The organism is Pseudomonas sp. DC3200b2 (assembly GCF_049895785.1).
Taxonomy (GTDB): domain Bacteria; phylum Pseudomonadota; class Gammaproteobacteria; order Pseudomonadales; family Pseudomonadaceae; genus Aquipseudomonas; species Aquipseudomonas massiliensis.
On sequence record NZ_JAFCTA010000003.1, the window covers coordinates 127,167 to 150,116 of the forward strand.

Here is a 22,950-nt window from a genome sequence, read left to right on the forward strand (position 1 = left end):
GGCGCCTCAAGGAGAAAGAAGATAGCCGCTGCGGTAGGCTTCGGCACCGGCGACCCTGGCGACCACCATGCCGGCGGTCGCCATGCGCCGCAGCGAGCGGGCATACACCAGGCCCGGCTTTTCGTTATGGATGGGGGTGACCTGGTCGGTCAGCGGATCGATCACTTCGGCCACCAGTTGCCCCGCCTCCAGGTACTCGCCCGGCATGCAGCAGAACACCAGGATACCGCCCACCGGCGTGCTCACCGGCTCTACCCCAGCCAATGGAGTGGCAGGATAAAGCAGCTCTGGCTGGTCAGGCGGCGTGCTGTCGATAGCGCCGTACTGTTCCAAGTAGCTGATGATCGCCTGGGCGTCGCGGCTGGCCAGGGCATGGTTGACGTCCCCCTGACCACGCAGCTCGATGGTTACCGAGAAGCTGCCCATGGGAATCGGATAGCGCTCAGCGAAGCGCAGGCCCAGCTTGTGCCAGACCAGGCTGAAGCACTCGTCGAAGGATTGGCCGCCCGAATCGGTGGCCAGCAGGTTGGCCTGGGAGCCCAGGTAGCGCGCCAGGGGTTCGACCTTCGGCCAGGCGTCGGGTGTGGTGTACAGGTGTTCCACTGCTTCGAAGTCGCAGTGCAGGTCCAGTACCATCTCGGCATCGGCGGCGAGGCGCTGCAGCGTCAGCCGCTGGGATTGTAGCTGGGTAGTCGGGACCTGGGCGGCCAGGGCACGGCTCAGCGCTTCGCGGATCAATGCTGTGTTGCGCTCAGGGTCCTGGCTTAACGCGGCTTCGATTTCATCGCCCACCTGCTGGCTCAGGTCCACGAACCGACGATTGAAGTTCTCGCCACTCTCCAGCTCGTAGCGCCCCAGTGGAGTATCCATCAGTACCTGCTCCAGCCCTACCGGGTTGGCGACTGGCACCAACACCACCTGCAAGCGCAGGCGCCCGGCCTGCTCCAGCTCGGCCAGGCGCTGCTTGAGGTACCAGGCCACCAGCATCCCGGGGATTTCATCGGCATGCAGCGAGGCCTGGATATAGACCTTGCCAGCGCCTTCGGGGCCGTAGTGGAAACTTTCGATGGCCCGCGCGGTGCCGGGTAGCGGCGCAAGCAGTTCATGGCGTTGTCGTTTCATCGAAGCTCCTTAGCGTGCCGGGCCGAGGAAGGCCAGCCAGCGGCGTTCGGCGAGGCGGAACAGGCCGACCAGGGTGAAGGTGATGATCAGGTAAAGCAGCGCGGCGATGCCGAAGGACTCGAACGTCATGTAGGTCGCCGAGTTCGCGTCCCGGGCCACTTTGAGAATGTCCGGCACGGTAGCGGTGAAGGCCACCGTGGTGGAATGCAGCATCAGGATCACTTCGTTGCTGTAGAAGGGTAGTGATCGGCGCAATACCGACGGCATGATCACATGGGCGTAAAGCTTGAAGCCGCTGAGGCCATAGGCCTTGGCCGCTTCGATCTCACCGTGGGCCATGCTGCGGATGGCACCGGCGAAAATCTCGGTGGTGTAGGCGCAGGTATTGAGCGCGAAGGCCAGGATGGTGCAGTTCATGGCGTCGCGGAAGAAGGCGTTGAGCAGAGGCTGCTCGCGCACGCCCTCCAGGCTGTAGATACCGGTGTAGCAGACCAGCAACTGGATATACAGCGGCGTGCCGCGGAAGACATAGGTATAGAACTGCACGGGCCAGCGCACCCAGCGATGTGGCGATACCCGGGCGATGGACAGCGGTATCGATACCACGAAGCCGATGGCGATGGACGCGCTCAGCAGCCACAGGGTCATGGCCAGCCCGGTGACATTGACGCCGTCGCTGTAGAGGAAGGGGCGCCAATATTCGCTCAGCAATTCGCCCAGGGGGCCAAGGGCTTCCAGCACATGCTCGATCATCGGATGGCCTCACGGGTGCCTGCGTTGAACCGCCGTTCCAGGCGACGCAACACGAAGTTCGATGCGCTGGTGATCAGCAGGTAGATGAACCCGGCCAACATCAGGAAATAGAACAGCTGGTAAGTGCTTTTGCCAGCATCCTGGGCTGCCTTGACCAGGTCCGCCAGCCCGATGATGGACACCAGCGCGGTGGCCTTGAGCATCACCATCCAGTTATTGCCGATGCCTGGCAAGGCGTAGCGCATCATCTGCGGAAACACGACGTAGCGGAAGCGCTGGCCGCGGCTCAAGCCATAGGCGGTGGCGGCTTCCTGCTGGCCCCGGGGAACCGCGAGTATGGCGCCGCGGAAGGTTTCGGTGAAATACGCGCCATAGATGAAGCCCAGGGTAATGACCCCGGCGGCGAAGGGATCGATCTCGATGTAGTCCCATTCCATGGCATCGGTGAGCAGGGTGAGCCAGATCTGCAGGCTATAGAAGATCAACAGCATCAACACCAGGTCCGGCACGCCGCGAATCAGTGTGGTGTACAGCTGGGCGCACCACCGAAAGGCGGTGATCCGGGAAAGTTTGGCGCTGGCCCCAAGCAGGCCAAGCAATACCGCCACCAGCAGCGACAGCAGTGAAAGCTTGGCTGTCATCCAGGTACCTTCGAGCAGCACGGGGCCAAAGCCCTTCAGGCTGAAGGCCGAGAGCCCCAGGCTCTGCAACAGATGTTCAAGCATGTATCAACCCTTACAGTCGATAAAGGCGCCCGCCGCGCACCGGCACCAGGCGTGTGGCCTGGGTGCCGGGCGCGGTCGGGCGCCGTTCGGGAGTGTTACTTGCCGCTGTACAGGTTCAGGTCGCCGAAGTGTTTCTTCTGGATTTCAGCGTAGGTGCCGTCTTTGTGCAGCGCTTCGATGCCCTTGTTCAGCAGGGCTTGCAGCTCCTTGTTGCCTTTTTTGATGCCGATGGCGGTCTTGGCGGGCAGGTATTCGCTATCGACCGGTTCGCTGATGGCGTAGCCAGCGCCCTGGGGCGACTTCAGGAAGCCCAGTTCGGCTTGCAGCATGTCCTGGATGGACGCATCCAGACGACCGGAGACCAGGTCCGCATAAACCTGGTCCTGGTTCTGGTAGGCCTGGGTCTTCACGCCGGCCTTGTCCAGCACCGCCTTGGCATAGGCCTCCTGGATGGTGCCTTGCTCATAGCCGACCGTCTTGCCCTTGAGCGCTTCGAGGGTCAGGGTGGTGCCCTTCTTGCCTACGTAGGCGGTGGGGCCGGAGAAGAGCTCGTTGGAGAAATCGATGGCCTTTTCCCGCGCCGGAGTAACCGTCATGGAAGAGATGACACCGTCGAACTTGTTGGCCTTCAAGCCTGGAATCATACCGTCGAAGTCACTTTCCACCCACTTGCAGGTGACCTTCAGTTCCTTGCAGATGGCGTTGCCCAGGTCGATGTCGAAGCCCACCAGGCTGCCGTCGGCGGCCTTGGATTCAAAGGGCGCGTAGGAAGGATCAACGCCGAAACGCAGCTCTTTGTAATCTTTGGCCAGGGCGCCGCCAGCCGAGAGGCAAAGCGCCAGGGCGGAAAGGGTCAGCCATGCTTTTTTCATTGTGCGGTCCTTAAAAGACGAAGGTTCTTGCCCGGTTGCGTGCGCAGGGTAGCCAAGGCGCCAGCCGTGGCGTCGCGGGCTGACCACGTCGCAGCGGCCGGGGCCGTACAGCGTTACCGGCGGGTGCCAGACATCATTCTGATAGCAAACTTCGCACCATAGTGCCGGCAAGGTACCCCAGCGAGGCGCATGGTGATCCCTTTGCGTCGCAGATCTGACCGAAGCGGCACCTTGGAGCTAGGGTCAGTCCTGCTCCAAAACGAGGCAGGGCATATCAATGGCGCTATTGTGGTGCGTGACGGGGTTCAACTCAACAGGTCCTGCAGGGTCGCGAGACTGTCCGCTTCCTCGACCGGCTTGTCATGACGCCAGCGCAACATGCGTGGAAACCGCACTGCGATGCCGCTCTTGTGGCGTTTTGACAGGGCAATCCCCTCGAAACCCAGCTCGAATACCAAGGTAGGGGTAACACTGCGCACAGGTCCGAATTTTTCCACGGTAGTGCGACGAATGATCGCATCCACCTGGCGCATTTCAGCATCGGTCAGCCCGGAATAGGCCTTGGCAAAGGGCACCAGCGTGCGCTCGCTACCGGGTGGGCCGTCCCAGACGGCGAAGGTGTAGTCAGTATACAGGCTGGCGCGCCGGCCATGGCCGGCCTGGGCATAGATCAGTACCGCGTCGACGCTGAACGGGTCTACCTTCCACTTCCACCACACGCCCATGTCCTTGGTGCGGCCCACGCCATAGAGCGCGTTGCGTGCCTTGAGCATCATGCCTTCCACGCCAAGGCGTCGGGACCGCTCGCGCTGCTGGGCCAGGTCCGCCCAGCTGTTACCGTGCAACACCGGTGACAACCGTAACACCGGGCTGTCCGCCTGGGCCGCTACCTGTTCCAGTTGCGCGCGGCGCTGGTCCTGCGGGCGATTGCGCCAATCCTGGCCTTGCCATTCCAGCAGGTCGTACCCAAGCAGCGCCACCGGGATATCCTCCAGCAGTTTGCGGCTCAGCGTCTTGCGGCCGATGCGCTGTTGCAGCAGGGCGAAGGGTTGTACGCCAGCGTCTTGGTCAGGATGTTCCTCGCTGGCTTTCCAGACCACAATCTCGCCATCGATCACGGTGCCGTCGGGCAGCGTGGCCAGGGCCTGCAACTCGGGAAAGCGATCGGTCACCAGCTCCTCTCCCCGGGACCAGACCCAGAGGTGACCGTCGCGCTTGACCACCTGAGCGCGGATGCCATCCCACTTCCACTCCACCTGCCATTGCTCGCAGGGCCCCAGCAACGTGTCGAACTGCTCCACCGACTGCTGCAGCGCGTGAGCCAGGAAGAACGGGTAGGGCTGGCCGCCGCGCTGGGCATGCTCATCATCACTTTCAGGAGCGATCAACTTCAGATAGCTGTCTGCCGCCGGCCGATGGGACAGATCGGTATAGCCTACCAGGCGCTGGGCAACGCGCTTGCTGTCGAGGCCGGCAAGCTGCGCCAGGGCGCGGGTGACCAGCAACTTGGAAACCCCCACGCGGAAGCTGCCGGTGATCAGTTTCAGGCATACCATCAGGCTCTGCCGGTCCAGCTGCAGCCACAACGGGGGCAGCCGTTGAGCCAGTACCTCCGGGGCAAGCCCGCGCAAGGGCAGCAGCTCGTGTTCCATCCACCAGGCCAGGCCGGCATCGCTGCTGTGCTCGGATTCAGGCAACACCAGGGCAACGGTTTCCGCCAGGTCGCCTACGGCCTGGTAACTCTCTTCGAACAGCCATTCAGGCAACCCTGACAAGGCGATGGTCAGGTCGCGCAATAGGCGGGTCGGAATCAGCTGGCGCGGCCTGCCGCCAGAAAGGAAGTACACCGCCCAGGCCGCGTCCTCTGGGGCGGCCTGACTGAAATAGCTTTGCAGCGCCGCCAGCTTGGCATTGCTCGAGGTGGTGGCGTCGAGTTCGCCGTAGAGATTGGCGAAGGCTTTCATTGCGACCTCTCCTGGGAGGCGGCTTCGTCCTCATCGCCGTATTCAGTGGTGAAACCCTGAGCGTCCAGGCCTTGCTCGCGCAGATAGCGTACCAGCACGTTGACCGAACCATGGGTGACCATCACCCGTTCGGCGCCCGTCTGGGCAATGGCCCAGAGCAGCCCGGGCCAGTCGGCATGGTCCGACAGCACGAAGCCGCGATCCACGCCGCGGCGGCGTCGGGTGCCGCGCAGGCGCATCCAGCCGCTGGCGAAGGCATCGCTGTACTCGCCGAAGCGGCGCATCCAGGTGCTACCACCGGCAGAAGGTGGGGCGATGATCAAGGCCGAGCGCAGGGCCGGGTCGGTTTTCTTGAAATCCCCGGCGTATTGGGTAGCGGGGATGCGCACGCCGGCTTCCCGATACACTCGGTTCAGCGGTTCCACCGAACCGTGGCTAAGAATCGGCCCGATACTGTCGTCGATTCCATGCAGCAGGCGCTGCGCCTTGCCGAAGGCGTAGCTGAACAGCACGCTGGCCTTGCCGGCGGCCACGTTCTCCCGCCACCACTGATTGACCTCGGCGAAAATCTCCGCCTGCGGTTGCCAGCGGTAGATGGGCAAGCCGAAGGTGGACTCAGTGATGAAGGTGTGGCAACGCACGGGCTCGAAAGGCGCGCAGGTACCGTCGGGTTCGACCTTGTAGTCGCCGGAGGCAACCCATACTTCGCCCTGGTACTCCAGGCGTACCTGGGCAGAGCCCAATACATGCCCGGCGGGATGGAAGCTCAAGGTTACCCCGTTGTGCACCAGGCGCTCTCCATAGCGCAACGTCTGTAGCTGGATATCCGCGCCCAGGCGTGCCCTGAGGATGCCTTCGCTCAGGTTCGTGGCCAGGTAGTGACCATTGCCGGTGCGGGCATGGTCGCCATGGCCATGGGTAATGACCGACCGGGGCACCGGACGCCAGGGGTCGATGTAGAAGTCCCCGGCGGTGCAGTAGAGGCCTTCGGGGCGGGCAATGACGAGGTCCATGGGCGGCTACGCTGACAAGGGCTTGCTTGTTCAGAGCCGCCGGCTTCGCTGGAAGTTCTGCGCGCGCCGGCCATGGAGCACCGGCGCCGATCATGGAGGTCTACTTCTGCGGTGTCAGGGTCAGGCGTTGGGTACCGTAGGCTTTGTCCAGGTTCTGCGGCTGCAGGGGGAAGGTCATGTATTGCCCCTTGAGCCAGTTCTGGATGCCATCGGCATAGTGGGGGCTGGCCGGGTTGCCAGACTGTCCCGTGCTGTTGAGGCCGATCATCGGCTCGGGCTGGCCGAAGTCCACCACGATACGCATGGCCGGAACCAGCCAGGCATCGAAGCTGTTGCCCCAATGCCAGGCTGCGGCGTTGAGCGTGCTGTGGTCGCCCCCGGCGGGGACCGGGCCGCGGTTGAGGTAACCGTCCAGGGCCGCCAGGCCGGCGCGCTGAGGGGTGTCCAGCCAAGGCGCCAGCTTGCTGCCTTCGGTCGTCCAGCGGTACTGGTGCAAGGCACCCCATTGCCACGTCTTGTGGTCCGCGCCGAGCAAGCGTTCGCCCGTGCTTACAGCCTCGGCCAGGCTGCGGGCCAGGATGGCGGGTTTGTCTTCCTGTTGCGGTGTGCGGACGTCGTCCCAGAAGGGGCTGTCGTCGCGGCCCAGCAAATGGTCCGCCTGAGCCGAATAGGACTGGTCCGCATTGGCGACCAGAGCCTTCCACGCTGGGCTGTCTTGCGGGCCAAGCTCATCGAGGAAGATCTGTCGCGTGCTCTGGTCAAGGAACAGCTCGTACAGCGCCGCGTCAGCGGAACCGGCGGACAGCTGGCCATTGAACGCCGTGAGCCTGGCCAGGGCTTCCCGCGCCCTGGCGCGGTCCGATTCTGGCAAGGCATCGATGGCCTTTTTCAACGGCTGCGCCATGCCGGGCGCTTCGAACATGGCCTTGAGCTTGGCCGCGAAGAGGGTGGTCTGGTCGTATTGCCAGGCGATCATCGAGCGCGTGTCCTGCTTGCCGGTGGCGGCCAGTTGAGCGAGGCGCTCACTGCGCTCAGGGTAGTACCAGGAGCTGGACAGCTGCATGCCATAGCCAGGCCGCGCGGTGCGCTGGTTGGCGGTGCCCAGCCAGCCGCTGGCGGGCGCCTGGTCGTAGGGATGCAGCATGGGATCGGCATAGCCGTCCCAGTCATAGCGACTTTCCCAGCCGGGGGAGGGAACCAGGCCTTTGCCATCCTTGCGGTTGGGATAGCGCCCGGTCACTTGCCAGCCGATGTCGCCCGCGTCGGCGAAGACCATGTTCAGCGCAATGGCGCGAATGTCGCGGGCATAGTCGAAGGCCCGTTCCACGCTTGGCGCCCGGGACAGGTTGAAGAAAGCGTCCAGGGATTGGTCATCCTTCAAGTCCGGTGTTTGCAACGCCAGACCGTAGCCGCTGGCGAAAGGGGCAGGCTGTATGCCGAGCTTGCGCTCGCCCAGTGCCGTGTTCAGCAGCGGCCCGTGACGGGTCTCATAGATGACCTCACGTACGGGACGCTGGCCCTTGACGAAGAAGGTCTCGTTTCGGGCAGTGGCGCGCACCCACTTGCCGTCGGCCTGGTAGAGAAGCACGCCATTTTCTTTCTTGACACGCTCCAGGAACACATCCTGGTTGTCACCCATGACCATGGTCATGCCCCAGGCCAGTTTACCGTTGAACCCAGCGACGATAGCGGGCACGCCAGCCAGGGAAACCCCGGCGGCCTGGAACCTTGGCGCGCGGATCTGCACGAAATTCCAGGCGCTGGGCAAGGCCAGCGGCAGGTGCGTATCGTTGGCGAACAGGCTCTTGCCGCTGCGGCTACGTTCAGGCGCCAGGGCCCAGTTGTTGGACGCGGCTACGCCCAGTTGCCCGAAGGCGCCGAGCTGTTCGTTGACCTTGGCCAGCCCTGGATATTGGCCAGCCAGAGCCAGGCCCTTGAGTTTGGCGGCCTCGTCGAAGGGCAGGGGCTCATCCGGGTAGATGGGCAACAGCCAGGCGAGTTTGTCTGCTCCCACTTTTTGCGCCAATACCAGGCTGTTGATTTCCTCCTGCAGGTTCATCTGCAGGCTGAAGTTCATCAGGCAGAACACCAGGGCCGAGTCTTCCCCTGTCCAGTATTCCGGCTTATAGCCTGATTGAGCCAGATCCATGGGCAGCTTGTTCTGGTACCGGAACAGCCAGGCGTTGACGCCCCGGGCGTAGATCTCGAAAAAGTTGCGCAGGCGCGGCGAGGCGGCCGTGTAGAGGTCGTGGGCCTTGCGCTTGAGATCCAGGGTACGCATCAGCCGGTCGCCGTCCAGTACCGCGGGCCCGACCATTTCCGCCAGTCGGCCCTGGGCCAGCAGGCGCATGCTGACCATCTGGCTGATACGGTCGCTGGCATGCACGTAGCCTAGCGCGAACAGCGCATCGTGGAAGTTGCTGCTTTCGATCAGCGGCATGCCCAGGGTATTGCGCCGCACCGATACGTTCTGCCCCAGGCCTTTGAGGGCCTGGACCCCCATGGTTGGCGGCAGGCTTTCGCTGTTGCGGTCGTCCACCCAGGTCTGGCAACCGGCTAGCCCAAGTGCGCCGGCGATGGCCGTGGCAAGGCTGAAACGAGGCAAACGGTGGCGGAATGCAGACAACGCCATGGACAGGCTCCTGGGCAAGCATCGGAAAGGCGCTAAAGGTAGTGAGGGTTCGCACGCTCCGCAAGACAGCCCATCGGCTTTATTCCCGGCTGCTTTTCCACGGTGGAGCGCTTGGCTCGAAAACAGTCGGAACAACCCCGCCCGTAGCTCGGTCCATTATGGGCAGGCAAGCTGCCTGACATTCATCCACGGCCTGAGGGAGATACCGATGAAAAACTGGGAAATCACCTTCGTCGACCAGAAGGGTGTCCCGACCCGTTTGTCCTTGGCCTGTGCCGACCGGCCCAGTGACGAGGAGGCCGCCCGCGCCATTCGCGCCCATCTGTTTCCGGTCATTGAAAAGGTAGACCTGAACGACTTCCAGGATCGCGCCGAGGCGCCAACGGCCAAATGGCTGGAGGAGCAGAACGGCGTGAAGATCACCGCCATCGACGAGGTGGCTTGAGCGCGGACCTGGCTCCGGCAGATTCTCAAGCAAGCGTTCAGCAGGCGTCATGCAAGGGGCCGGCATCGCCGGCACCACGGAAAGTCTATCCATCGCTATGAGGAGGACCCGCCATGAGCAATGCCCATCAGGAAGACATCAGCACCCTGCTACTGCGCAAGATGAAAGAAGGCGGTTTCGATTTCGCCAGCATTCACCCTATCGAGTTCTATGCCGTATTCCCAGACGAAGACCGCGCTCGGGCAGCCGCCGGGCACTTTCGCGGCGAATCACTCAATGCCCAGATAAAGGAACGGGAAGACGGTGCCTGGGACTTGGAATTGTCCAAACTGATGTATGCCACCCGGTTCGGTATCGGTGAATTCGAACAGAATTTCGAGTCTGTCGTAGAACCCTTGGGGGGGGAAATCGAAGGCTGGGGCGTCAAGCACCGGCTGCCTCGTCATCAGGCCTGAGCCGCTCCCCAAAAAAAAGGCCACCGAAACGGTGGCCGAATGGGAAGCAGAGCGTCGGCACCCCTGTGCCGTCATGGAAGTAGTTTGCCTGGGGCGGCAGGTATGAAGAAATCGAGATTCACTATTCCCTTGATAGCGGCGCCCTGACTGGCATGCACTGCAGCGGCATGCAGGTGTGACCGTCCACCGGGACGACGCAGAAAGCGCACCCTTGGAACGAAACGGGCCCTCAAGCGAAGGCAACTGCGATCGTCAGCCGAACAAGCGCCCCAGGTTCGGCAAGATCAACAACAGGGTAGTAGCCAGGACGATCAAGCTCGCCTGGCGAATCTTGGGATGTCTGAACATGCACAGTGCCTTTCTTCTTGTTGACCAGCGCCACCCCGCTGCCTGGGGCGGCTTCACTGCCTGTTGGCTGGTCGCGGTGCGCGGGCGAGCGGCCGGCGCGACCGGAACACTTGCTTAACTGTAGAAGCGAGGACAGCGGTGTCCAGCGCGAAATGTTTTAATACATCCGGATTTTTACGCCAAAAAGATCTGAAACTCTTTGCCGTATCGTTTCAGTGCGCTGACCTAGACAGCTTGCAGGGTTGCTATATGCCAAACGACCGTTCGTCTGTCGACGCTATTGCTTTGCAAGGCATTAGGATGCACGCTGCGAGCAAGCAATCCCGCTTGTTTCGACCCGAGACCGATACCCATGTCGTTGTGCATCTGCATCCTCGAAACCGACCACATTCGCCCCGAGCTGGTCGAGCAGTTCACCGGTTATGGCGCGATGTTCAAAGAGCTGTTCAAACGTCAGCCAGTGGCCGCGGAATTCGAGGTGTTCAATGTGGTGGAAGGTCACTATCCGCCTGAAGATGCAGCCTATGATGCTTACCTGGTGACGGGCAGCAAGGCGGATTCCTTCGGGGATGATCCATGGATTGAAACCTTGAAAGCCTTCCTGCTGGATCGCTACAAGCGGGGCGACAAGTTGCTGGGTGTCTGCTTCGGCCATCAACTGCTGGCATTGCTGCTGGGTGGCCGGGCTCAGCGTGCCGAGCAAGGCTGGGGGCTGGGCAACCACAGTTATCAACTGCATGCCAAGGCGCCCTGGATGACCCCGCACGAAGGCGACCTTACCCTGTTGATCAGCCATCAGGATCAGGTCACCGAACTGCCGGAAGGGGCCACCGTGGTCGCCTCCAGTGAGTTCTGTCCTTATGCGGCATACCAGATCAACGACCAGGTACTTTGCTTCCAGGGCCACCCCGAGTTCGTTCACGACTATTCGCGGGCGCTGCTGGACCTACGCCAGCAGCATCTGGGTGAAGATGTGCGGCAGGCGGCGCTGGCCAGCCTGGCCCGGGACCACGATGGCGCCACCGTCGCCGAGTGGATGATGCGTTTCGTAGCCGCGCCGCGTAGCTGATTCGGTCAAGGTTGGGAGCCGGGCGGAGCCGCGGGCGTACCGTCCGGTGGGAACCAGCGTCAGCTGGGGAGTAGGCAACTGGAAAACCTTGCGGTCGGGCCGCTTCGCTGCGTCCCGTCGGCCTGCGTCAGAGCCAGCCCGAGCGCTTGAAGCTGGCGAAAAGCCCGGCGCAGCCAACGCCAATGACCCCCAGCACGATGTAGTAGCCGTAATGCCAGGTCAGCTCGGGCATGTTTTCGAAATTCATGCCATAGATGCCGGCCACCGCCGTTGGAAAGGCCAGGATAGCGGCCCAGGCGGCGAACTTGCGCTGGGTGACGCTTTGCCGCGCCGATTCGAGGAGCATGCCGATCTCGATGGTCTGGCTGGCGATGTCGCGTATCCCGGTAAGGTCTTCCATCTGCCGGTTGACGTGAATCTGCACGTCTCTGAAATACGGCCGCATGTTCCGGTCGATGAAGGGGAAGTCCAGCCGCTGTAGTTCTTCGCTGATTTCCACCATGGGGGCGAGGTAGCGTCGCATCCTCAGTAGGTCACGGCGCAGTCCGTGCAGGCAGTGGATGTCGCCTTCGTTCAACGCCTGGCTGAGCACGTTATGCTCCAGAGCCTCGATTTCCTGATGAATGCTTTCGGTCACGGGCTGATAACACTCGGTGACGAAATCCAGGATGGCATAGAGCACGAAATCCTCGCCATGCTCCAGAAGAAGAGGGCGCGCCTCACAGCGTTGGCGCACCAGGGCGTAGGAAGCCGAATGCCCGTTACGGCAGGTGATGACATAGCCTTTGCCAGCGAAAATATGGGTTTCGATGAACTGCAGCTTGCCGTCCCGGCGAACCGGGGAGTAAGTGACGATGAAAAGCGCGTCGCCAAAGGTTTCCAGCTTGGGACGGCTGTGTCGCTCCAGCGCATCTTCCACGGCCAGTTCATGCAGCCCGAATTGCTCCTGGAGCAGCTTGAGCGTGCCGGCATCAGGTTCTTCCAGGCCGATCCAGACGAAATGCCCAGGCTGGCAGGCCCATTGGCGTCCTGCCTGCAACTCGATGTCGGTCACTTTCCTGCCTGCGCTGTAGACTGCCGCGGCTACCACTCGCCCCATGGTGTTTGGCTCTCTGCTGATCTCGCCTGTTCAGAGTGACGCTTGCGCTTGCAGTTCAGTGCTGGCGGACAGTTCATCGATGCATGTCTGCATGGCGCCGTGACAGCGTGCCATCAGGTCAGGGATGTCCTTCGCGGTGAGCCCTTCGGTTGGAATCGGGGCCAGCGAACGAACCCGCAGCTCGCCGCTATGGCGGCGATTGAAGTCCAACGACCCAAGGTAACGGTTGACGCATACAGGCACTATGGGCACACCCGCGTCTATGGCCATCATGAACGCGCCTTTCTTGAAGGGCAGCAGGCGTTCGCCTGGATTGCGGGTGCCTTCGGGAAAAATCCAGATGGAGGTTCGCTGGTCGCGCAGCACCCGGCTGGTCGTCTGCAGTGCGCGGCGCGCCTGGTAGGCATTGTCGCGGTTGAGCAGCACATTGCCTCCCAGCCAGAAGAGTTGGCCGAACAAAGGCACCCAGCCCAGGCTCTTCTTGCCGATGCAGGCCATGCGCCGTGGCACGATGGACGCAAGGAAGAACACATCGAAATTGGATTGGTGATTGGCGATGATCACGAAGCCCGGCGGTTGGTTCTGGAGGCTCTGGACCTCTGCCTCCACACGCAACCCCATGAGCGGCACGGCGGGCCAGCTGTACAGTCGCGCGAAAAGGCGGTTGTTATCCGGGTTGAACGGCCGCACCACGCCCACGCACAGGCCCACCACGGCACCCAGAAGGAAGTTCAGGCCCAGCAAGGCCATGCGGACGAAGTAGAGCATGCTGGCGACTCTCGTTGCGAAGGCCACGCAGTGTAAGGTCGCGGCCTTCCAGCGGCAAATGACATCGTGTCCGCGGCGAGCCGGCCTCAGGCGATCTTGAACTGGGCTCGATCTTCGGCGATGGCGGCATCCAGAGCCGACAGCAGGCCCTGGCGTACCTTAAGCTTGGTGTTGCGATGGGCCGACGGGTTCAGGGACTTCAAGCGCTGCGCCGCGCGCTCCACCGCCTCGGGGAAGCCTTGGGCAGGCACCACCTCGTCCAGGAAGCCCGCGCTCAGCGCACCTTGCGGGTCGAACATTTCGGCGCAGATCACTGCCCGGTGGAAGGCCGAACGACGCAGGCGGTCGCGCGCGAGCTCGATGCCGGCCTGGTGCATGGTCATGCCGATCATTACCTCGTTGAGACCGATATGGAACGGCCCTTCGACACCGATGCGGTAATCGGCGGCCAATAGCAGGAACGCGCCCTTGGCCACCGCATGCCCGCTGCAAGCGACGATCACAGGCTGCGGATGCGACAGCAAACGGCGCGTGAGCGTAGAGCCGGCGGTGACCAGCTCTACCGCTTCCAGCGGGCCGGCTGTCATCACTTTGAGGTCATACCCCCCTGACAGAATGCCGGGCTGGCCAGTGATCACCACTACGGCGCGATCCTGCTCGGCCTGATCCAGCGCCCGGTTGAGGGCCTCTATCATGGCCGGAGAGATAGCGTTGACCTTGCCATTGTTCAGGGTCAAGGTGGCTACGCCTTCTTCGAGACGGTAGTCGATCAGGTCGGACATGAGGGAGGCTCCTAAAGGTTTGAGCACGAACGTTACCTGGCACCATGGTTCCGGTAAAGCACGGCGGCTGACCTGTCGGTCACGTCTGGATAGGCTTTCAACCCGGGGCGGCTGCGGTCCATCTGAGTCAAAACGGGCCCGTGGCTAAGCACGTTTCGCTTAACCGCATGAAAAGCATAAAAAAACGTTGCCATGGAAAAGGCTTTCGACTACATTAGCGCGCCTCGACACACTGAGTGTGTGGCGAGCTTCGGTGAGGTGTCCGAGTGGTTGAAGGAGCACGCCTGGAAAGTGTGTATACAGGAAACTGTATCAAGGGTTCGAATCCCTTCCTCACCGCCACATTGAAAAGCCCTGCAGGCATCGCTTGCGGGGCTTTTTGCCATGGGTCTTGCGCGGGTGTCCAGCTCATGCTGCCGGTGTCGGTTCGGCTGAAAGCCATCGCCTAGCAGGCCCGCACAATCCAATAGCGCTGCAGCCGGCCGGCGACCTGTACGTCGATCTCTTCGCCTTCCGCCTGGCGCAATAGCGCCCGCCCCAGCGGGGCATTGGGTGTGATCACGGTTACGGACTTCTCCTGGTTCCGGACGCTCAGCCCCGCTGCGTCAGGGGCCAGGAACAGGCAGCGAAGGCTTCCCTCGGGGGTCTCCAGTTCCACATAGTCGCCGACCTGTATTCCCAGGTCTGACTGGTGATCCCGAACAGGCAAGTCCTTCAGGCGCGTCAGTGCCTGCCTGATTTCGGCCATGCGCCGGGCTTGGCCCGTGGCCAGATAGGAGGCTTCGAGCCCGAGAGTGTCGTATTTGTTCTCGGCAATGTTTTCCTCGTGGGTCGCCGCTTCGTAGGCTGTTTGCGCGGCCCGTTCCGCGATGGCCAGATCCCGTGCCAAGGCGGTGACTATGCAGGCCACCAGTTGCTCTTTGTTCATGGTGCGCAGAACCTTGCAATATTTTCCTGATTGTTGGGTGCCGGCGCGGTACGCGCTTGCTCGAGCCAGAATTGACATTTGGGGTTGTTAAGATTCGCCGGATTCGCCCGCGCGGCCTCTTCCAACTGGCGAAGGTCCGATGCTTCAAGATTGCGCTGGTACTGGTCGAACATTCCGCCGGGGCTCGGTGGCGCCGCGGGCATGGCACTGCTCGGTGCTGGAGGGGCGCTCGCGGGCCGCTGGCCGGCGGGCGCTGCCAGGTTGGCGGGTGGCGCAGCCGTAGCCACGACGGCCAGCGGGCCGACATCGGCCCAGCGGACTATCAGCCAGCCAGTGAGGCCGGCCATCAGCAAGCCCAGCCAAACGCCCAGGGCGATCGACAAGGTCAGGCGCAGGCCTGACGCAGGTGCTCGGGCTGGTGGACGCGAAAGCGGGGCAGGCATGGCCAGGCATCCTGTGATGACGAGACAACAGTGTGGCACAGGTAACAGGCTTTACGAGGATTGCAGCGACCGCCACAATCGGCTGCTTTGCCTAGCGAGCGGAAGCGTCATGGCCTATCGATGGGATATTTTCTGCAAGGTCGTGGACAACTTCGGCGACGCTGGAGTGACCTGGCGGCTGGCCCGCCAATTGGTTCAGGAGCACGGTATCGAGGTGCGTCTGTGGATCGACGACCTCGCCGCGCTCGCCAGGCTGTGTCCGGAACTCCGGCTCGACCCGCCTGAGCAGACCATCGCTGGGGTTCACGTTTGCCATTGGCTCGAACCTTGGCCCGATACGTCAGTCGCCGACGTCGTGATCGAAGCGTTCGGTTGCAAGCTGCCTACAGTCTATGAGCAGCGGCTCATGGAGCAGCGGCCGGCGCCGGTGTGGGTAAACCTGGATTACCTGAGCGCCGAATCATGGGTAGGCGGCTGTCATGGGCTGCCGTCGATGAAATCCGGCGGCGTGCGCAAGTTTTTCTTCTTTCCAGGGTTTCGGCAAGACACCGGGGGCCTGCTGCGTGAGGCGGGCCTGCTGCCCCGACGTCTGGCATTCCAGGAAACCGAGCCCGAGCGTCAGGCGTTCCTGGGCAGCCTGGGGATCAAGCCAGCCGAAGGCACAATGCTGCTTTCGCTCTTCGCCTACGAAAATCCGGGTATTGCCGGCTGGTTCGAACAGCTGGCGATGGGGCCTGGCCGCACCCGGGTGGTGGTTCCGGAGGGGCGCGCTCTGGCTGGCGTGCAGGCCTGGGCAGGCGAACCGTTGACGGTCGGCAGCCTGTTGCAGCGGGGCCATCTTAGCGTCCAGGTGCTGCCATTCATGTCTCAGCCCGACTATGACCGGCTACTCTGGGCCTGCGATTTCAACGCCGTGCGAGGCGAAGACTCTTTCGTGCGCGCCCAATGGGCCGGCCGGCCCATGCTGTGGCACATCTATCATCAGGATGACTACGCTCACTGGGAAAAGCTCGAAGCCTTCCTGAGCCTCTACACCGCGGCGATGCCTGAAGCGGCAGCCGACGCCCTGCGCAAAGTATGGAGAGCCTGGAACATGGAAGGGGACATGGCCGGCGGCTGGGCGGCGCTGGCCTCCCACTGGGACGCGTTGCGCCGTCACGCGCGACAGTGGTGCGACGAGCTGGCCGCCCGACCGGACCTTGCCACGGCGCTGGTGCAGTTTTGCCGAAATTCGCTATGATACGCGGCTACGACACGTCTCCACCTTATTCGGAATTGCGTAATGAAAACTGGTAAAGAACTCAAACCCGGTACCGTACTGCGGATCGACAACGATCCCTGGCTGGTGCAGAAGGCCGAATTCACCAAGTCCGGCCGTAACAGCGCGATCATGAAGACCAAGCTGAAGAACCTGCTCACCGGCTACAAGACCGAGACCGTGTACTTCGCCGATGACAAGCTGGATGACGTGATCCTCGACCGCAAGGAAGCCACGCTGTCCTACATCAGTGGCGACACCTATACCTTCATGGACACCACCGACTACACCATGTACGAGCTGAACGCCGAAGACATCGAGGCCGTTCTGCCCTACATCGAAGAAGGCATGGAAGACATCTGTGAAGCGGTGTTCTTCGAAGGCCGCCTGGTGTCCGTCGAGCTGCCGACCACCATCAGCCGTCAGGTGGACTACACCGAGAACGCTGCCCGTGGCGATACCTCCGGCAAGGTCATGAAAACTGCCAAGCTGAAGAACGGCACCGAAATCCAGGTCGCGGATTTCGTGAACATCGACGACTTCATCGATATCGATACCCGCGACGGTTCCTTCAAGGGCCGCAGCAAGAAGTAAGGGCTTGGCCCATAAAGAACCCGGCAATTTTGTGCCGGGTTTTTTATGGGCGGTTTCTTACACCGCGACGTGCAAGCGAACGTCCACATTGCCCCGCGTCGCGTTGGAGTAGGGGCAGACCTGATGGGCCTTGGCCACCAGCGCCTCGGCATCGCTCCGATCCAGGCCAGGCAGGCTGATGCGCAGGTCGATGTCCAGGCCGAAACCACCTTCTATCTGTCCAATGCCTACTTCAGCGGTGATCGAGGCATTGTCTGGAAGAGTGCGCTTCTGCTGGCCGGCTACGAACTTCAATGCGCCGATGAAGCACGCCGAGTAACCGGCGGCGAACAGTTGTTCCGGATTGGTGCCTGGGCCTCCTGCGCCGCCCAGGGCCTTGGGCGTGGCGAGGGAAACGTCGAGGGCCCCATCGCTGGAGACTGAGCGGCCGTCACGGCCCCCGGTGGAAGTGGCTGAAGCGGTGTAGAGAGTTTGCATGGAAAGCTCCTTGTATTGCGCGACGTTATTTTGCGTGCAAGATAATGTGGAGCGACAATAACTCGCTCGTGTCGGCTACGCAAGGACGAGTTGGATAATTCGAGCCGGTAGAGACGGGCGGTAGGACTACCGCCCGGCGGGGATCACACGTTGTCCTGCAGGCGACCACGCAATTCCAGCAAGCGCTCCTGAAGGGCGCGTAGCTCCGGCGGGCTCAGCGCGACCGCGCCAAAAACGCAGGCGGGAATCTGCAAGGCGTCATCGCGTAGCTGCCGTCCGGCTTGGGTGAGGTTGACGATCACGACGCGCTCGTCTTCCTTGCTTCGAGTTCTGCTCAGAAGGCCCAGGCTTTCCAGTCTCTTGAGCAGCGGGGTCAAGGAACCGGGGTCCGTCAACAGGCGAGTGCTGATCTCGCCCACCGTCATGCCGTCGCGCTCCCATAGCACCAGCATCGCCAGGTACTGAGGGTAGGTAAGGCCCAGCTTGCTGAGCAGCGGCTTGTAGACCTTGGTCATGAGCAAGGAGGTGGAATAAAGGGCAAAGCAAAGCTGGTTATCCAGCAGCAAGTGATCGCCGGAGTCGGCCGCCTGTTTGGAAGAGTGTTCGGCTTTCATGCTGATCCTTGATGTCGAATGACGATAAATTTGCGCTCGGTTATTTAGTGTGCCATTCAATCCCTGTCGGCTCTATCGCTACCGCGGCAAGCAATCTGAAAATTTCGAACCATGAAGCCAATCAGAAGTTCGTTAAATGTTCATTTGCCGTACGATGCGTTTTTTCGCGGAGGGCAGTCATGCTGGAGTGGGTAGGCTACGGGTTGTTCGGGGCGGTACTGGGTACGCTGGGTGGGCTGTTCGGCATTGGCGGCGGCTTGATCGCCATCCCCGCCCTGGGTCTGCTGTTCGGGCTGGACCAGCAACTGGCGCAGGGTACCGCGCTGGTGATGGTGGTGCCCAACGTTCTGTTGGCGCTATGGCGTTATCACCAGCGTAACCGCATCGATCCTCGAGATGCCTTGGCCCTTGGCTTGGCCGGGCTGGTATGTGCCTGGCTCGGGTCGCTGTGGGCGGTCGGCCTGGACGCCGGCCTCATGCGCAAAGGGTTCATCGGTTTCCTTCTTTTCCTGGCGCTGATGAACTTGACCCGGTTGTTCAAGCGGCAGGCTGCACCGGTGCAGCGTCTGAGGCATGGCTGGCCGGCCCTGGGCCTGCTGGGCGGCGTGGCGGGCTTCATGGGCGGCCTGTTCGGGGTGGGTGGGGCGGTGGTAGTCACTCCCGCGCTGACGGCTGTCTTCGGTGCCTCCCAGGTCGTGGCGCAGGGGCTATCACTGGCACTGGCGGCGCCCAGCACCGGCATCACCCTGGTGACCTACGCGCTTCATCACCATGTGAACTGGCCCATGGGCCTGGCCATGGCCGCGGGCGGGCTGCTGAGCATCAGTTGGGGCGTGCGTATCGCCTATGCGCTCCCGGAGCGCGCGTTGCGAGGGGCCTTCTGTGGCTTCCTGGTGGTCTGCGCGGTCATGCTGGGCATGAAGGCCTGATCACAGGCGAAAACCCTCGACAATGAAGTCGGCCAAGGATTCGGTCATGGGGGACTGGGCCTGGTTGGCACGCAAGAGCATTACATTGGCCAAGGGCAGCTCTGGGAAGCCTTCCGCCTCGCCAAGGATACGCATGTTTTCGGGAATCAGGCTGTGCAATTGGGCAGTGACGGCTAGCCCCGCGCTGACCACCGCCATGATGGCTGCGAGGCTCGGGCTGGTATAGGCGATCCGGTAGGCTTTGCCTAGCGTATCGAGCGAATTGCAGGCCCAGGCCCGACAGAAACAGTCAGTATTGAACATGGCCAGGGGGATGGGATCCTGCTCATGAGGCGAATAATCGCCCGCTTCGGCCCAGACGAAACGTTCCTGCCGAAGCAACTGGCCCAGCTCATGGCCGGGCTCACGCGTGACTATGGTCAAGTCCAGATCCTGCCGGGTGAGCAATTGCCGGGAAGGCTCGCAATGCACTTCCACCTGTATCAAGGGGTAGGCCTCGGCGAAGCGTGACAGGATGCCGGGCAGGAAACGCATGGCGTAGTCATCCGGCGTGCCTATCTTCACGGTGCCGACCATGTGCGGGGCACGCAGGGTGTTGAATACTTCGCTATGCAGCTTGAGGATCCGCCGCGCGTATCCCAGCAACACCTGGCCTTCGGCCGTCAGCCGTACCTGCCGACCGTCCCGTTCGAACAGCTGACGTTGCAGGATATCTTCCTCCAGACGTTTCATCTGCATGCTCACCGCCGACTGGGTGCGATTGACCTGCTCGCCTGCTCGAGTGAAGCCGCCTTGGTCAGCGATGGCTACGAAGGTACGCAGCACGTCCGAATCGATACTGGGATAGGCTGCCATTCATCAAACTCGCAGATGCCAAGGATAAGAAACATTCGTTGGATTGATCCTAGCGCCAGGTAGACACTTTGCCTATCCACAACGGAGGGCAATGTGATGAAAGGTCAGCGAGGATTCGTACAGCTGTTTCCCGAGGCGTCTCGTCCAGAGATCGAGGCCGGTTTGGCCAGGGGCTTCTTTGCCCGTCTGGCCCGGTGGCGAGAGCTGGCGTCCCAACGACGCCAGCTGGCCGCGCTCAGCGATAGCGCGTTGCATGACCTGGGCCTGAGCCGGGCCGACGTGGCCGCCGAGGCGGAGCGTCCTTTCTGGGACGACCCTCTCGGCAAAGGCCGGTGAAGCAGGCCAAGCGCGGCTGGTTGGAGGGCCCGGTGCCCGCTCGCGAGGGCTATGCAGGCAGGCGACATTTGTCAGCCGCGCTGACTGCTCCGCACGGCTTTCATGGTTTCGGCGATCATGAAGGCCAGCTCGAGCGATTGATCGGCGTTGAGGCGAGGATCGCAGTGAGTGTGGTAGCGGTCTGAAAGGCCGTCTTCGGTGATAGGGCGTGAGCCGCCGATGCATTCAGTGACGTTCTGCCCCGTCATTTCGATATGGATGCCACCGGCGTAGGTGCCTTCGGCCTGGTGCACGGCGAAGAAGTCCTTCACCTCGCCCAGGATCTGAGCGAAGTCGCGGGTCTTGTAGCCGCTGCTGGCCTTGATGGTGTTGCCATGCATGGGATCGCAGCTCCATAGCACTTGCCGGCCCTCGGCCTGTACCGCACGCAGCAGGCGCGGCAGATGCTCGCCCACCTTGCCAGCGCCCATGCGAACGATCAGGTTCAGTCGCCCGGGGTCGTTGTCCGGGTTAAGGATGTCGATCAGGCGCAGCAGGTCCTCGCTGTCCATGCTGGGCCCTACCTTGACGCCGATGGGGTTGTTCACGCCCCGCAGGAATTCCACATGGGCACCGTCGACCTGACGGGTGCGATCGCCAATCCAGAGCATGTGGGCCGAACAGTCGTACCAGTCGTTGGTCAGGCTGTCGCGCCGCACGAAGGCTTGCTCGTAATTGAGCAGCAAGGCCTCGTGGGCGGTGAAGAAGCTGGTTTCCCGCAGTTGCGGAAGGTTGTCCAGCCCGCAGGCGCGCATGAACCCCAGGGTCTCATCGATGCGGTCGGCCAGCCGGTGGTACTTGTCGGCCAAGGCAGAGTTGGCGATGAAATCCAGGTTCCAGCGATGTACCTGGTGCAGGTCGGCAAAGCCGCCCTGGGCGAAAGCACGTAGCAGGTTCAGGCTGGCGGTGGATTGATGGTAGGCCTGCAGCAGCCGCTCCGGGTCCGGCGTGCGGCTGTGCTCGTCGAAACCTATGCCATTGACGATGTCGCCCCGGTAGGCAGGCAGCGTAACCTGGCCCTGGGTCTCCGTGTCGCCGGAACGGGGTTTGGCGAACTGGCCGGCCATGCGGCCGATCTTGACCACCGGGCAACCGGCGGCGAAGGTCATTACCACTGCCATCTGCAACAGCACCTTGAAGGTGTCGCGGATCTTGGCGGCGGAAAATTCGGCGAAGCTTTCGGCGCAATCGCCGCCCTGGAGCAGAAACGCCCGGCCCTGGGTAACCTCGGCGAACTGGCGCCGCAGTTCCCGGGCCTCGCCGGCGAAGACCAGCGGCGGGAAGCTACCCAGGGTTGCTTCGACCTTGGCCAGGTGGGCGGCATCGGGATAGCCGGGTTGTTGGCGGATGGGCAGTGTGCGCCAGCTGTCGGGACTCCAGGGGGCAGGCATGGGTGACCTCAGGTGTGGAGAAGCGGGGCAGGGATGTTACCAGATCATCCAGGTGGGGTAGCGCTGGCGGATCCGGGCGGGGTAGGGGACAATGGCGCTTTCCAGCCTGATGAACGAACCGCCGTGGATACGCCCGCTCCGCCCGCGTCCGAAGAACGCCTGCTTGCCGAAGTCCACGACCCGCACGGCATCATCAAGGTCTGGGAAGTGGGGGAGTACCGCTTCCTGGAATTCGGCGAGGCCATCGAGCAAAGCTGCGTGTTCATGCCCGACCCTGCCTGGCTGGAGTACGACTATACCCGCGCCATGCTGATCGGGGCGCTTTGCCATGAGCGCCCTGAAACGGCCCTGTTCCTGGGCCTCGGTGGCGGGACCCTGACCCAGGCCTGCCTGGCCTTCCTGCCGCTCGAAGACGTGGAGTGCATCGAGCTTCGCGGGGCGGTGCCGCGCCTGGCCATGGACTACCTGGGGCTGGCCGATGACCCACGGCTGTACATTCGAGTGGGCGACGCCCTGGAGTTGCTGCCCAGCGCCGAGCAGGCTGACCTGGTGTTCGTCGATCTCTACACTGACCAGGGGCCGGGTGTCGCGCACCTGGCCTGGCGGTTCCTGGAGCAGTGCCAACAGCGGCTCAACCCGGGTGGCTGGCTGATCATCAACCAGTGGGCCACCGACGAAGGCAGGCCCTTGGGCGCGGCCCTGCTGCGCGGCTTGTACCATCGGCACTACTGGGAGCTGCCGGTCAAGGAAGGAAACGTCATCCTGATCGTGCCAGCGACGCTGGACCAGACCCTGGATGCCGCTTCCCTGCGCCTGCGCTGCGAGGCCCTGGCGCCACGCCTGGGTTATCGGCTCGACGGGCTGCTCGACGCGCTGCGGCCAGCCTCCTGAGCCAAGCCTTGAGCCGACAGCGGGGCAGCGCTGTCTCGCCGACGAAAAAACTCACCCCGTGGCCAGCTTTTCGGGTATGATGCGCGCCGGCCTTTCAACGGGGCCACGTTTAGGTAGTTTCTCCGAAGACAGCTTCGGCTGACGTCCG

General features: G+C 62.6%; 24 protein-coding genes and 1 tRNA gene. 9 read left to right on the top strand and 16 right to left on the bottom strand.

Annotation, left to right across the window (positions count from 1 at the left end; all coding sequences use genetic code 11):
• Positions 1 to 6 precede the first annotated feature (6 nt).
• The 7 genes from ACP691_RS09975 to ACP691_RS10005 all read right to left on the bottom strand — a co-directional run bounded on the left by ACP691_RS09975 (position 7) and on the right by ACP691_RS10005 (position 9,081).
• Positions 7 to 1,122 carry a succinylglutamate desuccinylase/aspartoacylase family protein gene (locus ACP691_RS09975; RefSeq protein WP_426149317.1) on the bottom strand — a complete coding sequence of 372 codons (1,116 nt, stop codon included), beginning with the start codon at positions 1,120 to 1,122 and terminating at the stop codon, positions 7 to 9.
• A gap of 9 nt (positions 1,123 to 1,131) precedes the next feature.
• Positions 1,132 to 1,842: an ABC transporter permease gene (locus ACP691_RS09980; protein WP_040261438.1), complete on the bottom strand. Its 711-nt coding sequence runs from the start codon at positions 1,840 to 1,842 to the stop codon at positions 1,132 to 1,134.
• 29 nt (positions 1,843 to 1,871) lie between these two features.
• Positions 1,872 to 2,600, bottom strand: coding sequence for an ABC transporter permease (locus tag ACP691_RS09985; RefSeq protein WP_426149318.1), 729 nt, complete (start codon positions 2,598 to 2,600; stop codon positions 1,872 to 1,874).
• A 95-nt stretch (positions 2,601 to 2,695) separates the two neighbouring features.
• Entirely contained in the window at positions 2,696 to 3,472 is a 777-nt protein-coding gene (locus tag ACP691_RS09990; RefSeq protein WP_426149319.1) for a transporter substrate-binding domain-containing protein, read from the bottom strand.
• Between the two features lie 305 nt (positions 3,473 to 3,777).
• Positions 3,778 to 5,436: an ATP-dependent DNA ligase gene (locus ACP691_RS09995; protein WP_426149320.1), complete on the bottom strand. Its 1,659-nt coding sequence runs from the start codon at positions 5,434 to 5,436 to the stop codon at positions 3,778 to 3,780.
• Positions 5,433 to 6,449 (bottom strand): ligase-associated DNA damage response exonuclease, encoded by a 1,017-nt coding sequence (locus ACP691_RS10000; protein ID WP_426149321.1) that lies wholly within the window; start codon positions 6,447 to 6,449, stop codon positions 5,433 to 5,435. Before ACP691_RS10000 ends, ACP691_RS09995 begins: the two co-directional genes overlap by 4 nt.
• A 100-nt stretch (positions 6,450 to 6,549) precedes the next feature.
• On the bottom strand, positions 6,550 to 9,081 hold the full coding sequence (locus ACP691_RS10005) for a penicillin acylase family protein (RefSeq protein WP_426149322.1): 2,532 nt from the start codon (positions 9,079 to 9,081) through the stop codon (positions 6,550 to 6,552).
• A gap of 208 nt (positions 9,082 to 9,289) precedes the next feature.
• Between ACP691_RS10005 and ACP691_RS10010 the strand changes: the two genes are divergently transcribed.
• From ACP691_RS10010 to ACP691_RS10020, 3 genes are all read left to right on the top strand, one after another.
• Positions 9,290 to 9,526: a hypothetical protein gene (locus ACP691_RS10010; RefSeq protein WP_040261007.1), complete on the top strand. Its 237-nt coding sequence runs from the start codon at positions 9,290 to 9,292 to the stop codon at positions 9,524 to 9,526.
• 113 nt (positions 9,527 to 9,639) lie between these two features.
• A complete protein-coding gene (locus tag ACP691_RS10015) occupies positions 9,640 to 9,981 on the top strand; it encodes a ribonuclease E inhibitor RraB (protein ID WP_040261006.1) in 342 nt (113 codons plus the stop codon).
• A gap of 700 nt (positions 9,982 to 10,681) precedes the next feature.
• Positions 10,682 to 11,398, top strand: coding sequence for an amidotransferase (locus tag ACP691_RS10020; RefSeq protein ID WP_426149323.1), 717 nt, complete (start codon positions 10,682 to 10,684; stop codon positions 11,396 to 11,398).
• 127 nt (positions 11,399 to 11,525) lie between these two features.
• Here the strand turns inward: ACP691_RS10020 and ACP691_RS10025 are convergent, their stop codons facing one another.
• The 3 genes from ACP691_RS10025 to ACP691_RS10035 form a co-directional block, all read right to left on the bottom strand.
• Positions 11,526 to 12,497, bottom strand: coding sequence for a magnesium and cobalt transport protein CorA (locus ACP691_RS10025; protein ID WP_426149324.1), 972 nt, complete (start codon positions 12,495 to 12,497; stop codon positions 11,526 to 11,528).
• Positions 12,498 to 12,527: 30 nt separating this feature from the next.
• A complete protein-coding gene (locus tag ACP691_RS10030; protein ID WP_426149325.1) occupies positions 12,528 to 13,265 on the bottom strand; it encodes a lysophospholipid acyltransferase family protein in 738 nt (245 codons plus the stop codon).
• Between the two features lie 86 nt (positions 13,266 to 13,351).
• On the bottom strand, positions 13,352 to 14,047 hold the full coding sequence (locus tag ACP691_RS10035) for a crotonase/enoyl-CoA hydratase family protein (RefSeq protein WP_426149326.1): 696 nt from the start codon (positions 14,045 to 14,047) through the stop codon (positions 13,352 to 13,354).
• A gap of 252 nt (positions 14,048 to 14,299) precedes the next feature.
• Between ACP691_RS10035 and ACP691_RS10040 the strand changes: the two genes are divergently transcribed.
• Positions 14,300 to 14,389: transfer RNA gene (locus ACP691_RS10040), tRNA-Ser, on the top strand.
• Between the two features lie 103 nt (positions 14,390 to 14,492).
• Here the strand turns inward: ACP691_RS10040 and ACP691_RS10045 are convergent.
• Both ACP691_RS10045 and ACP691_RS10050 read right to left on the bottom strand, forming a co-directional pair.
• On the bottom strand, positions 14,493 to 14,975 hold the full coding sequence (locus tag ACP691_RS10045) for a transcription elongation factor GreAB (protein WP_426149327.1): 483 nt from the start codon (positions 14,973 to 14,975) through the stop codon (positions 14,493 to 14,495).
• Complete coding sequence (locus ACP691_RS10050; RefSeq protein WP_426149328.1) at positions 14,972 to 15,418, bottom strand: hypothetical protein; 447 nt, start codon at positions 15,416 to 15,418, stop codon at positions 14,972 to 14,974. Before ACP691_RS10050 ends, ACP691_RS10045 begins: the two co-directional genes overlap by 4 nt.
• A gap of 109 nt (positions 15,419 to 15,527) precedes the next feature.
• On the opposite strand from ACP691_RS10050, the gene earP reads away from it, so the two are divergent.
• Entirely contained in the window at positions 15,528 to 16,658 is a 1,131-nt protein-coding gene (gene earP / locus ACP691_RS10055) for an elongation factor P maturation arginine rhamnosyltransferase EarP (protein WP_426149329.1), read from the top strand.
• Between the two features lie 42 nt (positions 16,659 to 16,700).
• Positions 16,701 to 17,270 carry an elongation factor P gene (gene efp / locus ACP691_RS10060; RefSeq protein WP_040260998.1) on the top strand — a complete coding sequence of 190 codons (570 nt, stop codon included), beginning with the start codon at positions 16,701 to 16,703 and terminating at the stop codon, positions 17,268 to 17,270.
• A gap of 57 nt (positions 17,271 to 17,327) precedes the next feature.
• Here the strand turns inward: efp and ACP691_RS10065 are convergent, their stop codons facing one another.
• Positions 17,328 to 17,747, bottom strand: coding sequence for an organic hydroperoxide resistance protein (locus ACP691_RS10065; protein WP_426149330.1), 420 nt, complete (start codon positions 17,745 to 17,747; stop codon positions 17,328 to 17,330).
• Positions 17,748 to 17,890: 143 nt separating this feature from the next.
• Positions 17,891 to 18,361, bottom strand: a complete 471-nt coding sequence (locus ACP691_RS10070) for a MarR family winged helix-turn-helix transcriptional regulator (RefSeq protein WP_040260996.1) — start codon at positions 18,359 to 18,361, stop codon at positions 17,891 to 17,893.
• Between the two features lie 179 nt (positions 18,362 to 18,540).
• Here ACP691_RS10070 and ACP691_RS10075 point away from each other — a divergent pair, with 179 nt between their 5' ends.
• Complete coding sequence (locus ACP691_RS10075; RefSeq protein ID WP_426149331.1) at positions 18,541 to 19,290, top strand: sulfite exporter TauE/SafE family protein; 750 nt, start codon at positions 18,541 to 18,543, stop codon at positions 19,288 to 19,290.
• Here the strand turns inward: ACP691_RS10075 and ACP691_RS10080 are convergent, their stop codons facing one another.
• The gene (locus tag ACP691_RS10080; RefSeq protein WP_426149332.1) at positions 19,291 to 20,145 is read right to left on the bottom strand and encodes a LysR substrate-binding domain-containing protein; all 855 of its coding nucleotides are present in this window, start codon (positions 20,143 to 20,145) and stop codon (positions 19,291 to 19,293) included.
• Between the two features lie 96 nt (positions 20,146 to 20,241).
• Here ACP691_RS10080 and ACP691_RS10085 point away from each other — a divergent pair, with 96 nt between their 5' ends.
• Entirely contained in the window at positions 20,242 to 20,481 is a 240-nt protein-coding gene (locus tag ACP691_RS10085; RefSeq protein ID WP_426149333.1) for a DUF1127 domain-containing protein, read from the top strand.
• Between the two features lie 71 nt (positions 20,482 to 20,552).
• On the opposite strand, the gene ACP691_RS10090 is transcribed toward ACP691_RS10085, so the two are convergent.
• Positions 20,553 to 21,911, bottom strand: a complete 1,359-nt coding sequence (locus ACP691_RS10090; RefSeq protein WP_426149334.1) for a class II 3-deoxy-7-phosphoheptulonate synthase — start codon at positions 21,909 to 21,911, stop codon at positions 20,553 to 20,555.
• Positions 21,912 to 21,944: 33 nt separating this feature from the next.
• On the opposite strand from ACP691_RS10090, the gene ACP691_RS10095 reads away from it, so the two are divergent.
• On the top strand, positions 21,945 to 22,802 hold the full coding sequence (locus tag ACP691_RS10095) for a spermidine synthase (protein ID WP_426149335.1): 858 nt from the start codon (positions 21,945 to 21,947) through the stop codon (positions 22,800 to 22,802).
• Positions 22,803 to 22,950: the final 148 nt, after the last annotated feature.